Raw genomic sequence first — 12,333 nt, 5'->3', positions numbered from 1 at the left:
CGGGGGTGGGTGCGAAGGCTGGTTCGGGACGCAGCGCATCGCCGCATCCCGAACCAGCCAAGTACTACCTAGGTGCAGACCACGCCTTCGGCTTTCCAATTGTCTGCGTTGACGATCTTCGTCTTGGCAATCGTCTTAGGCGGCATCGGGGTTCCGTTGCGGAGCTGGTTGACCATCGAGGTGATCGCGGCCTTGCCGACCTCGACACCCGAGATGAACAGGGCCGACTTGTTTCCGGTGACCTGGCCAGCGGCCCAGTCTTTGCATGTCAGGTACGCACCCAGGCCCACACCGGCGATGTCTGCTGGCGCAACGCCCGAGTTCTGCAGCGCGGTGACCACGCCGGTCTCGCTCTCGTCGTTGCACCCCCAGACAACCCAGTGCTTCACGCCGGCGTTTGCCGTGATGACAGCTCCAGCCTTATCTTGTGCGTCGGTTGCCGAGTTGTCGGTACCGATGTTAACGACCGCCGGCGAAGCGGCACCGACAGCGTCGGTGAAGGCTGCAGCCGCGCCGGCGACACGGTCACCGCAGGCGGTGAGGTCTTCCTTGTATGCCGAGAGGATGCGGGTGTCTGCTGCGGTCCAACCGGCTGCGGTGTAGAGCTTGGCAGCTTCAGCACCGATCAGCTTGCCCATCGCGGTGCCATCGAAGCCGGTGAAGGCTGCCTCTTTTCCGCTGGCGTCTTTAATGACGTCATCGGCAGCCATGATCGGAATACCTGCGGCGTTTGCAGCCGCGATGACCTGCGGGCCGATCTGCTGGTCGGGAACGACAATGACGATACCGTCGACGCCCTGGGCGATAACCGAGTCGAGTTCGCTGATCGCCTTGTTCGCGTCGGTGCCGAGGTTGACAACCTTGATGTTGACGTCCCCGAGCGTCCCGGCCGCGGCCTTGGCGCCGGTGGCCTCATCGACGAAGTACTGCTGATCACCCTGCTTCTGCAAGAACGCGATAGTCAAAGGCTTGCCGCTGGTCGCAGCAGCAGTACCGACCCCTGTTGCGGTCTCTTGTCCGGAGGTACAAGCACTCAGGCTCAGCAAGCCGGCCATGGCAACAATCGCCACGACGCCGACCCGACGCCGCAGTCCACTTCTCTTATTCACTGTGTGTTCCTTTTCTGGTCTTCTTTTGGTGTCGCCAACAGCGTCGCTGCGTGTTGGCCAAAGGTCTCGCTGAGGAGCGCGACCGGTTCTCGCGGGCTCAGAATCAGCCCGGTGAGCTGGGTGCGGAGTTCGGCGACGAGAGTGTCGCGTACCTCCTGCAGATCATCGTGAAAGAGCAGCATTGTCGGCAGCGAGGTGGCGAAATAGTCGATTTTAGCCGGAGTTACGCTGAGTTCATCGACGTATGCGGCGAACCCCGTAATCAACTCCCCGGCCTGCGCATGGCGGCCCAAGGCGCGCAAGGCGCGCACCGAAAACACGGTCTGTGCGCTGTACGGGTATTCGCTCATGTTAAGGAAGTCACCTCTGAAACGGGCGGCGACTTCCCACGCCTGAGCCGCTCTGATGCGGTCGGCTCGAGCCTCGTACGCATCACCAAGCAGACAGTAGAGGTCTGCGGCGTTGGCCAAGTAGTGACGGGCCTCACCAATGGTCTGCGGCGGAGAAATTGCATCCAGCAGGTGATCCACCGCGTTGTCTGGGTCGATGACAGCTAGTGCTTTCATCGCCGTCTCCCACGCCGCGAGCACCCGCCCCTCTCCACCCTCCCACGGTTGGAACCGGTGTCTGCAAATGACGTCGCGTGCGTCGGCGGCGCGCCCTTCGTCGGTCAGGAGCCGAGCGTATTCGACGAGAAGGTCATCACGCTGTACGACCAGAGCGGGGTGGGCCTCATACAGCGCGAGCCGTTCGGGAGATCCGGTACCCGTTCGGGCGAGGAGCTGGTCATACTCGTAGAGCAGCTTCGCGTCGTTAGGACTCAGTTCGCGAGCTGCCTCGAAGTGCCGCTGCGCGGCCGACCTGTCGTGCAGCACGTTGTAATTTGCGATACCGAGATTGCGCAGTGCGATCGTCGCCGTCTCTGCGTCAGGCTGCGAGCTCACGGCGCGAGTCCACGCAGCGATCGCATCGTGGTATCTGCGCTGGTCGTAGTACCAACTACCGAGAAGCAACGAAGCTCGAGCATCCGCTGGCCCGGCCTCTTCGAGGGCTCTGACATCTTCAAGCCGCGATGGCAAGCAGAAGCGCGCATCGACGGTTGCCGCGCGCGCTCGGGCACGGGCTTTGTCTCCCGGTTCTGACAGCAGCAACGCGCGGTGGTACTGGATGAGCGGCGCAACCTGCACTTGGCCCGGCGCTGTCGACTCCGACGCTGCCGCGGCGAGATCGAGAATGCGCAGAGCGTCGGCATTCATTCCGATTCCGGCATACTCGATGGCCACGTCAAGAAGGGTGGGGGCGTCATTGGAGATCGGCAGACCTGCGATGTCTCGAGCCCACTGGTCAAGCGGATCCGCGCGGAGGTGCTCAGCGAGGCGCTGGGTGTCGCCGAGGGCTGCGAGCAGATCGATGGCCTGCGCGTGCTGGGCGTCACGGGCGAGCACTGCGCGTGCCTCCTCAAGGGCTGCTTCACGATTGCCCGCCCGGGCGTGCAATCGGGCCAGCGCATATCCGGCAGGCACACGCCAGGCCGAGTTCCATAGCGCCTTCGCCAGCGCTTCTGCAGCTTCACAGTCGCGTCCTTGGTGCACAAGCGTGATACCGAGCCGATAGTGCGCCTCGCCATCTGCTGGGTTCGGCACATAAGTCAGCAGGCGAGCAATCGCCGCGCCCAGGTGAGCCTCCGCCTCTACGAACAAGCCAGCTCGATCGAGGCGGGTTGCCAGCGCGACATTGCACCGCGCGTCACCCGGATCCCGGCGAAGCGCCTCCCTCCAGTACGGTACCGGACTCCGAGTGGCGTGGCGATACTGATCGAGGTACTGACCGGTGAGAAACAGCTCGTCACTGGAAATGATGGCGCCGGGTTCAGGAGGTTCAACAGCAATGGCTGGCGCAGCTCGTTCAGCGGGCACCTCGACGCTGTACTCGACAAGCACCGTGTCACCGTCGAGAACGACAACAGACGTACCCGAGGCGAACTCCGCAATGAATGGCCGGCCGGGCCCAACAGCTGCATTCTGGGTCTCTCCCCCGCAGACGACGGAAATCTCGTCGAAGTTTCTGGTGGTTACGACTCCGATTCGCGTTCCACCCCGAGGCATTACGTCAAGATGAACGGCGGCTTCCAGTGTCGCTCGATGGGCTGGCCCGATCCCCTGAATCGGATACCAATACTGGCTGAAGGTCTTGGTCTCGCCGGGAGCAATCCACGAGAAGTCGGGCTGGTTGTCGGTGTACGCGCCAGCCATCAACTCGACGTACGGCCCGTCGGTGTCGGTGAGGTTCGCATCCCACGCCCAACCGAACGGCGCATTCCCCCACGTCCACTGCTTTTTTCCTGGCGCGAAACGGCGGTCGGCCCAATAGACGAACCCGGCATCGACTCCATGGTCGTACCCACCGAAGAAATCGTCGTCGGTGTTCAGAACCATGTAAGAGGTCGGCACGGGGATGTTGCGGTACCAGTCGAGTCGGTCGCCGTCTGGTCGTACATCGGTGACCTGCGACGGGTAGTCGACGCCGTAATAGCGACCCTGAACACGGGGGAAGGTGGCGACGGCGCGCTTCGCGTGATCGGCAACAAAGTCAACATCGGTGGGAAAGAACGACTGGTACTCGTCGTTGACTGCGGCGGCGACGTTTGCCCACCAGAGGAACGACTGGGTCTGCTCGGTTCGGTTGTAGAGCCGAACACGCACCTCGATCACGCTGGAATGCGGGCTCAAGCGGATGCCGTGCATCCCCTTCATGCGAGTGAGGGGGTCGTGATCGCTGCACCACACGGTAACCGAACCATCCGGCTCGCGCTCGATGCTCCAGTCAGTCGGCAAGAAAGTACCCGGGCGGTGGTGCTGCGGCCAGTTGAACTCCACACCACCAGCAATCCACGGGCCAGCGAGCCCCACCAGCGCGGGCTTGATCACGTTATTGCGGTAGAAGAAGTCGTAGCCAATGGTCTTGTCGTAGCCGACGTGAATGCGGCCGCCGAGCTCAGGAAGGATCACCAGTCGCACAAATTCGTTCTCGAGGTGGATCGCTTCCCACTCGTGCGGACGCTTCTCCTGCTCGATGCGCTCATGAAACGGCAGCGGGAATACCCGACCCGACGAGCCTTGGTACACCCGCGTTTCGAGGAACGCCGGGTAGTTATCTGGCTGAACGGGCAGGTACGAATCGATGATCAGCGGTTCAGACCACGAAGCAACCGCGTCAGCGGCGAACTCGGCCGGAACCGGCGGAAGTTGAAGAGTCGAGGTTGCCGTGGCGGCCTGCAGATCGGCGATGTGTTGCGTCGCGGGTTCTTTCTCGGCATTGAGCATGGTCTTACGATAGGTCCCGCCAATCACGGCAAAAAGAAGAAAGCCACGATGATTCTAAACAAAACGATGATTGGTGCGCAGACTTGGGAGACATGAGTATTGCTGACGGTTTCCCAGGGCAACGGATGCTGGTGCTTCCCCGCCCGAGAGTACGCGAGGCCCTGCAGCAGCCGGGCACCTCCCATCTGGTGGTCACCGATTGCGGGTACTTTCCCCAAGCGCAATCGCACGGCCGAACCCGCAGCATCCCGATCCAGCAAGCCGTGATCATCGTCTGCGTGAAGGGCAGCGGCTGGTGCTCAACCGACGCAGGGCGTTTTGCAGTCGCGGCCGGGCACGTGATCATCCTTCCTCCCGGGCAAGCGCATTCCTACGGCGCCAACGCCGACGACCCATGGACCCTCTGGTGGCTCCATGTCGCCGGCCGCGACCTGCCCGAGTTTCTCGCGGCGGCAGGAATGACCGAAAATGCTCCGGTTCGCACCCTTTCAGACGTGTACCGCATCGTCGCCCTGATCGGCGAAGTCCTGCACTGGATGGAACGCGACACCACAACTGCGAGCCTGCTCGTGGCAGCCGGCGCCGCATGGCACCTGCTGGCTCTGCTCGCATCCGACCGAGCCCCAGGCAATGAGCGCAGCGACTCCATCGACCAGGCAGCCCAGTTTCTTCGTGACCACATCGATGAAAGAATCGACGTCGCTCAGCTCGCAGCCCTGGCCCAGCTGAGCCCATCGCATTTCGCGGCCCTGTTCAAGAAACAATTCGGCTACCCGGTACTGCAATACCAGACTCAATTGCGCATGGCGCGAGCACGTGAACTGCTGGACACAACCAACATGGCCATCTCGCGCGTCGCAGCAGCCGCCGGCTACGCAGACTCGTTCTACTTCGCCCGCCAATTCAAGAGCATTCACGGAGTAACTCCATCCCGCTACCGCGCCCAGAGCAAAGGCTGAATCGCCGTCGTGATGCAGTCATCCTGCAGATCTCTCTTTCAGTAGCGCCCTCAGTTTAAGAGGGCCCACCGTCCGAAATCCCTAGGCCGCCCACTGTTCACATTGCGGATTTTTCTGTGATCATGTTGCGAGGAAGTCGGGGACGGCGTTTTGGTGTGCCGCCCGGATCTGGTGTCGACGTTCTTGGAGTGTCGCTGTCACCAGGTGCGCTGATCCCGCATAGCGAAGCAGGTAACCGGTTTTGCTATCGACGAGGTCTAGGGCTATTTGGTTATCAAATGGTGGCCGGGTAGCGAGGGTGGTCGTGTAGCCGCTTCGAAACTCCGCGCGACCCTTTCTCGCAGCAATAAATGCCACTGTGCTGGCCGCGGCGAAAAGGAGTGCCGCTGCCGCCCAGAAGGCAAACCATATGGCTGGTGTGGGCTCGGTGCCGGTGGCACCGAGTAGGGCGGCGCTAATGAAAATGCCAAGCCCTGGTGCAAGTGGAATAAGCACGCGCAGCCGCAGCGTTCGCGCAGTCGGGCCGGGCAGGATCGGCCGGCGAATGTTTGGTGTCCAGCGTTGAGTGGCGAGGTCTTCGTCCCTAGGTCTACGCGCGGTCAACTGCGAATGCCAGGCATCAAATAACTCAATCGAGCGGAGCGCTTCGCTAACCGCGCTTGCGCTCACACCGAGGCGGCCGCGACGGACGACGAGGAATGCGTTTGTCACCGCGGCGCGTCTGATAGATGCCGCTGCAAGCAGGCTCGACGCACCGAAACACCCAGACAGCACTACTGCAAAACCAATTGCGGCGACAAGCAAACGCGGCGGGTCGGCTGGGGCGAACACGACGAATGCGACCCAGCCGAGAGCGGCGCCGACCAGTGCCCCGATAAGGAATCCGATTCCGGCAAGAAGCTGGCGTCTGCGTCGTCGGAGCTGGTCGACTGCCACTGCCCCTATCCGAGCCGCCCAGGCATCAGATTGGCTGTTCATCATCTACCCATCTAACAGGCGTCCGGGTCTGGATCTGGCACGGTTCGGCACGCAGGGAACCAGGTCCTGAACCCGAGCACTTCGCCGATGTCAATGTCGCTGGCCGAGCTGACTATTCGGGACCCGTCAGGCCGTGTAAGTCCGTAAACGAAGATGCCGAATCGGTCCGCGATCGTGGATAGGGGCAGCTTGTGAATTCGTACAATATCCGACGTTGGCGTTGTCTGCGGCGCGCCTGAATGACAGTTGCCGGTCGTCTCAGAAACAGGGGAATGCCCGACATAGGCGTGTGCACGGCAACCGTTACACCGCGACCCGTGCAATGACGCGGAGGGCGATCTGTCGCTGGGGGTGTCTCATGAACGATCGTAACCCGACACCGATCCGCGATCCATCGGCACGGCTATCGTGTCAGGGATGGTCGATTCGCAAACCACCCTGATGTGATCCGGCCCAATCTAGGCTCTGAAAGGATGTTCAGGTGACTTCTCCGAGTTCGGTCGATCGCGTCGGTCGTCTGCGGCGGCGCGGGTTCTTGTTGGAGTGGATCACTCTGGTCTGGAACGTGGTCGGCGTGATCATCCTCGCTTTCCTGGCAATCACGGCGTCGTCGACCGCGCTGGCAGGGTTCGGTCTGGATAGTTTGATCGAGATCGGTGCCAGCACCGTCGTGCTCTGGGAACTCTCCGGCACCGGTGAACAACGACAGCGGCGCGCGCTGCGCCTCATCGGTGCCGCGTTCATCGCCCTAGCCGTCTATCTGCTTGTTCAGTCGGCAGTAGCGTTGATCACCCAGCATCACCCGGCCGGCAGCATCGGCGGAATCGTCTGGACAGCATTCACCGCCGTGACCATGTTCACCCTCGCTTCGCTAAAAACGCGCACCGGACGCGCCCTCGGCAACCCCGTTCTGGAAACCGAGGGCCACGTCACCTTCATCGATGGTCTCCTCGCCGTCACTGTGCTGCTGGGCGTGACCTTGAACACGCTGTTCGGCTGGTGGTGGGCCGACCCTCTGGCCGGGCTTGTCATCGTGTACTACGCCGTCCGCGAGGCTGTGGAAATCTTCAAACCTCATACCCACAAATGAGCTCCAACCCCGGCACGCCTCGTTTGAGCCAGCGGCGCAGACTCGGTATTGTCCTCGCCCTGAACCTTGCCCTGATCGGCGGACTCGTCACGGCCGGCATCAAGGCCGGCTCGGTCGGAGCCCTTGCCGCGGCCGGGGACACCTTGGCCGACTCGGTCGCGCTGGCACTTGGCCTGGTCGCGGTGGCCTTACGCGACCGCGACCCAGTTCGCCACGGAGCCAACCAGCCCATCGTGATCGTAGCCCTCATCAACGCTACGATCCTGATCGCCGTCACTGTCGGGGTCGCGATCGAGGCGATCCTGAGACTGCTGGACGGATCTCCTACCGTGCTCGGCCTCCCGATGGCGGTGGTCGCCCTGATCACCCTCGCCGTCATGATCACCGGAGCTTTCACACTTGGCCTATCCGCGCATCGCGAAGACATCCACATGAAATCCGTACTCCTCGACACCCTCGCAGACGCCGGCGCCGCCGGCGGAGTGCTCGCCGCCGGCACCATCATCTGGGCCACCGGCGGCCTCTACTGGCTGGACCCCGTCATCGCACTCATTCTCGCCGCCGTGATCGGTTACACGGGAACACGACTGGCGATCCAAGCAATCGCCGCCCTACGCGGCGCCGACATCGACTTCGACAACGACTAAGGGGTCAGCTCACGAAAAGGAATATCCAACACGATTGGAAGCGGCAACCAGTCGATTCTCGCGTGTTTCCCGGGCGTGTGGTTGCGTGGATAGTGCAAAAACCTGCTTGGAGCCCACGTCGTCGCCCTGTCCACGGCTCGCCATGGCCGCCAACGCCAAAGGCGTTCCCTTCCAGTCTTCAAGCGGAAGTCAGGCGAGAGAGATACCGCGCCAAAAACTCACAATCAAGTGCCTGCGCCCCTACCGTGTCATTTATGCCGAACCGTGGGCTGACCCCTACTACAGCGACTTCCACAACGCCCAAACCGGCGGCGGAAGCAGCCTCAACACCATGGGGACAGTCGGTTCGGTCGCGACCCAGATAGCAAAAATTTACTCGTTCCACGCAGGTTTCTCAGGAGGTCAGTCCTCGAGTATCTCGGTTAGCTCCCCGACCTTCGTCGCTTCTCCGACAGACTGGAACGATGTCGAGCGTCAGACCCTTGCGGTAGCCGGCTCCATCGTGTTCACCGTCATTATCGGTGCGACGTTGACCGCAGCCGCAGCGGCGATATGCGTCGGCACGGCATTGATCGGTTGTGTGCCAGCATTAGCGGCAGGAACATTGGTTATAAGTGGTGCTCTGGGAAACGGACTTGGGTCCGGCGCAGCCGCCGCAGTGACAGGCGGGAATTTTGGGAATGGCTTCATAGACGGCGCATCGGCTGGCTGGGCCGGCGGCGGCATCGGAGGTTGGGATGGAATCTGATGATGTTTGTCGTCATGTCGAGAGACACTTTAGATCGCGTCGCCGATTGCGGGTCGTCGCCAGAGTGTGTTTCGTTCTGGCGTGTGGCTCGTTGGCCGGCGGGATAGTTCTCCTCGCGCTTTCAGTTTCGGTAATGCCTCTTTTCTACCCAGTTCCTTTCTTCATATTGGGCGGTATATCGTTCTGGTCCATTTCGAACCCCGAGAATCCGATTTACTTGCCCAATGGAGAGTTATGGGAGCGAAAGGAACCGCAGCCGGAATGAGCGGATTGCGGTTCGCTGTCGCGTAGGAGGTGCCGGTGGACTCGACCGTGTATCGCGCTCATCAGCACGGCACAAACTTGGGTCGGGCCACAAGGGAAAGAGAAAGTCATGGTTGTAACTGATTCGTGCCGCAACCCTCCCCTTAGCGCGCCAACTGGTCGGCGCCGAACCCGGTCAGACCCACACCGCGAATCTGTTGAGAGGCAATAATGCCAGCCTCGCATTGGGCTATATTCGCAGTCGGAGTTTTACTGATCATCGCTGGGCTAGTGAAGCTCTGCCTGCCTGTCTGGATGAGATCCAAGCCGTCGTCAGGTCGGATCGCGAAAACACGGCGCCGAAACGAGAAATTTGCCCTCCTGAGAGTGTTCCCCCTGTGGCTTAGCTGGATAACCCTAGGCATAGTACTCTGCGCATGCACGATTTACGGAGTGCACTAATTGCGCCAGTAGGGGGCGTTTGAGAAAAGGGAGCGGGGAGTACGGTAGGGCGTTCTTAGCGGTTGGTGGCGGGGAGCCACCGGTAGAGAGTGGGCACTGAAACACCGAGATCGCGTGCGACATCGGTCGGTGCTATACCGCCGTCGAGGAGCTTCTTCGCCGATGCGATCTTGCTCTCTGTCATGAGGCGTTTCCGTCCGGGTACCCGACCTTTGGCGCGGGCTGCGGCGAGACCGGCGCGGGTGCGTTCGACTGTGAGTTCTCGTTCCATCTGAGCAAGCGAGGCCATGATGTTGAAAAAGAACCGACCAGCCGGCGTGGTGGTATCGATCTGATCGGTCAGGGACCGGAACCCGATCCCGTCGTTGTGGAGTTGTTCGGTGAAGTCGATGAGGTTCTTCACGGTCCGGCCGAGTCTGTCGAGTTTCCAGACGACGAGGGTGTCGCCGGCGCGGAGCTGCTCGAGCGCCTTCGTAAGGCCCGGCCGGTCGACTTTGGTTCCGCTGATGGTGTCGTCGAAGATCTTCTCGCATCCCGCGGCTTTCAGCGATTGGTGTTGGAGGGCGAGGTTCTGGTCTGCGGTGCTGACGCGGGCGTAGCCGATGAGCATGGTGGACCCGTTTCTGGTTCTTGAAAGCCGTGAATGACGGTTGATGCGAGAATCCTATTCTGAGAACGAATTCTGAGAACGATACTTCGCCGTGATCTCGCGGCCGTGTCGGGATCGGGGTGGGGTTCTTGTTTTCCTCCGTTTTCGAGAAGGGTTCCCGTGCCGCGTCGGACTGCATTGTCGGAGTTGGAGTGGGAGCGGTTACTGGCCGTTCCCGAGTCGGAGGAAGAGTTGGCTCGTGAATACACATTCACGTCAGCTGAGCTAGAGCTGATACGTCGCCGCCGCGGAGATGCGAACCGATTGGGATTCGCTGTGCTCCTGGCATACGTCCGGATGCCAGGAATTGCTCTGGGAACGGCGGAGCCCGCGCCGCAAGTGCTGCAGGTGGTCGCTAGTCAGGTCGGCATTCGAAAGGATCTTTGGGCCGAGTATGGTCGTCGGGACGAGACCAGACGGGAGCATGCGGTCGAGTTGCAGAGCGCTCTGGGGATGCGACGAGTCACAGAGGAGATCGAGACAGAGCTCCTGGCCGGGCTGGAGCCGATCGCTGTCCAGACGGATAAAGCGGCGCTCATTGCTGCCGCGGCTATCGAGCTCTTGCGCTCGTGGGGTGTGCTCCTTCCCGCGGCGGGGACGTTAGATGAACTTGTGTCGACGGCAATGACAGCCGCGAACCGGATGGTTTACGCCACATTGGCCGACGCATTGACGGCAGAGCAGAAGCGGGCCCTGGATGGGCTGCTGCGTCCGCGGGCCGATGGTCAAGGAACACAGCTGACCTGGTTACGGCAGTCTCCGCTGAAACCGAATTCGAAGCATATGAAAGAGCATCTGGATCGTCTCCGTGCCTGGCGGGAAATCGGGCTACCGCCCGGGTTGCGGGTGACGGTGCGGCAGAACCGGCTCCTGAAGCTCGCTCGCGAGGGGGCACAGATGAGTGCAGGCGATTTGGCAAAGTTCGAGCCGCAACGCCGGCATGCGACCCTTGCCGCGTTAGCGATCGAGTCGGAGGCCACGGTCACTGATGAAGTCATCGAGTTGCATGACCGGATCCTGGGCCGGGTTTTCAATCAGGCCAAGAACCGGTACCGCGACGCGTTCCACGACGCGGGCCGGGAGATCAACGACAAGGTTCTTCTTTTCAGCCAGGTCGGCGAGCTGCTCCTCGCCGCGCGAGATAAGGGGTCAGCTCACGAAAAGGAATATCCAACACGATTGGAAGCGGCAACCAGTCGATTCTCGCGTGTTTCCGGGGCGTGTGGTTGCGTAGATAGTGCAAAAACCTGCTTGGAACCCACGTCGTCACGCTGTCCACGGCTCGCCATGGCCGCCAACGCCAAAGGTGTTCCCTTCCAGTCTTCAAGCGGAAGTCAGGCGCGAGAGATACCGCGCCAAGAACTCACAATCAAGCGCCTGCGCCCCTATCGTGTCATTTATGCCGAATCGTGGGCTGACCCCGTGTGGTCCCTACGGATAACTGCGCCGGCACGTCCTTACAAAACGATCAGAGTCGCAATTCTCAATCAGCGGTCGAGTCATCACACGAGCGGCGGGCGGCCATTCCCAGTAAGCCGTCCAAGCGGCAAGGAGACCTAAGCCATACCCGCCACCCGAGGGTCATCGGAACACTACGACAATTCCGACATCAACAGCGTAAGGAAGGGACCTGATCATCGGTAAAGCAAACGGGTCAGCGATCGGTACTCTCGTCGAGCGGAGTACCGGCACAGTGATGCTGCTGCACATCCCTGACGCGAAACACCGCGCCGAGCACGTCCGTGACGGACTGATCCGGCTCTTCAGCGGTCTGCCCGAGCAGCTGCGTGTTTCGTTGACCTGGGACCAGGGCGTCGAGATGCACAAACACGGCGGCGTGACGGAAGCTATCGGGTTACCAATCTATTTCTGCCAGCCACACCCGCCATGGCAGCGCGGCAGCAACGAGAATATGAACGGGCTGCTCCGGCAATTCTTCCCGAAGGGCACCGAACTCCGCCATCACACCTAGAAGACCTCGACGCCGTCGCAGCTCAGCTGAACCGTCGCCCACGGAAACGGTACGGATACGCCACCCCAGATGAGATGATCAAGACTCGACTGGTGCAATGACCGCTCGAATCCGCCCCCGGTAACGGTCCTGCTTGTGGCCGCCATGTTCGTC

At 61.4% G+C, this 12,333-nt stretch carries 9 protein-coding genes and 1 pseudogene; 6 read left to right on the top strand and 4 right to left on the bottom strand.

Going from position 1 to position 12,333, the window contains the following annotated elements:
* Positions 1-68: 68 nt before the first annotated feature.
* Positions 69-1,109, bottom strand: coding sequence for a substrate-binding domain-containing protein (locus QN358_RS10905; RefSeq protein ID WP_323512365.1), 1,041 nt, complete (start codon positions 1,107-1,109; stop codon positions 69-71).
* Positions 1,106-4,432, bottom strand: coding sequence for a DUF5107 domain-containing protein (locus QN358_RS10900; protein WP_323512364.1), 3,327 nt, complete (start codon positions 4,430-4,432; stop codon positions 1,106-1,108). Before QN358_RS10900 ends, QN358_RS10905 begins: the two co-directional genes overlap by 4 nt.
* 92 nt (positions 4,433-4,524) lie before the next feature.
* On the opposite strand from QN358_RS10900, the gene QN358_RS10895 reads away from it, so the two are divergent.
* Positions 4,525-5,391 (top strand): AraC family transcriptional regulator, encoded by an 867-nt coding sequence (locus QN358_RS10895; protein WP_323512363.1) that lies wholly within the window; start codon positions 4,525-4,527, stop codon positions 5,389-5,391.
* Positions 5,392-5,511: 120 nt separating this feature from the next.
* Here QN358_RS10895 and QN358_RS10890 read toward each other — a convergent pair whose 3' ends face one another.
* Positions 5,512-6,327, bottom strand: coding sequence for a hypothetical protein (locus QN358_RS10890; protein ID WP_323512362.1), 816 nt, complete (start codon positions 6,325-6,327; stop codon positions 5,512-5,514).
* 523 nt (positions 6,328-6,850) lie between these two features.
* Here QN358_RS10890 and QN358_RS10885 point away from each other — a divergent pair.
* The 3 genes from QN358_RS10885 (at position 6,851) to QN358_RS10875 (ending at position 8,854) form a co-directional block, all read left to right on the top strand.
* Entirely contained in the window at positions 6,851-7,459 is a 609-nt protein-coding gene (locus QN358_RS10885; RefSeq protein ID WP_323512361.1) for a cation transporter, read from the top strand.
* Positions 7,456-8,106 carry a cation diffusion facilitator family transporter gene (locus QN358_RS10880; protein WP_323512360.1) on the top strand — a complete coding sequence of 217 codons (651 nt, stop codon included), beginning with the start codon at positions 7,456-7,458 and terminating at the stop codon, positions 8,104-8,106. The genes QN358_RS10885 and QN358_RS10880 overlap by 4 nt, the downstream gene beginning before the upstream one ends.
* A 142-nt stretch (positions 8,107-8,248) precedes the next feature.
* On the top strand, positions 8,249-8,854 hold the full coding sequence (locus QN358_RS10875; protein WP_323512359.1) for a hypothetical protein: 606 nt from the start codon (positions 8,249-8,251) through the stop codon (positions 8,852-8,854).
* A 760-nt stretch (positions 8,855-9,614) separates the two neighbouring features.
* Here the strand turns inward: QN358_RS10875 and QN358_RS10870 are convergent.
* On the bottom strand, positions 9,615-10,169 hold the full coding sequence (locus QN358_RS10870; protein ID WP_323512358.1) for a recombinase family protein: 555 nt from the start codon (positions 10,167-10,169) through the stop codon (positions 9,615-9,617).
* A gap of 105 nt (positions 10,170-10,274) precedes the next feature.
* On the opposite strand from QN358_RS10870, the gene QN358_RS10865 reads away from it, so the two are divergent.
* Positions 10,275-11,768 (top strand): DUF4158 domain-containing protein, encoded by a 1,494-nt coding sequence (locus QN358_RS10865; protein ID WP_323512357.1) that lies wholly within the window; start codon positions 10,275-10,277, stop codon positions 11,766-11,768.
* Between the two features lie 67 nt (positions 11,769-11,835).
* Positions 11,836-12,281, top strand: a pseudogene (locus QN358_RS10860) (IS30 family transposase); the annotation flags it as partial.
* Positions 12,282-12,333: the final 52 nt, after the last annotated feature.

The organism is Subtercola sp. RTI3 (genome assembly GCF_035018625.1).
GTDB lineage: Bacteria > Actinomycetota > Actinomycetes > Actinomycetales > Microbacteriaceae > Subtercola > Subtercola vilae.
The sequence above is the reverse complement of the archived record's forward strand: the minus strand, read 5'-3'. Positions and strand labels throughout refer to the sequence as shown.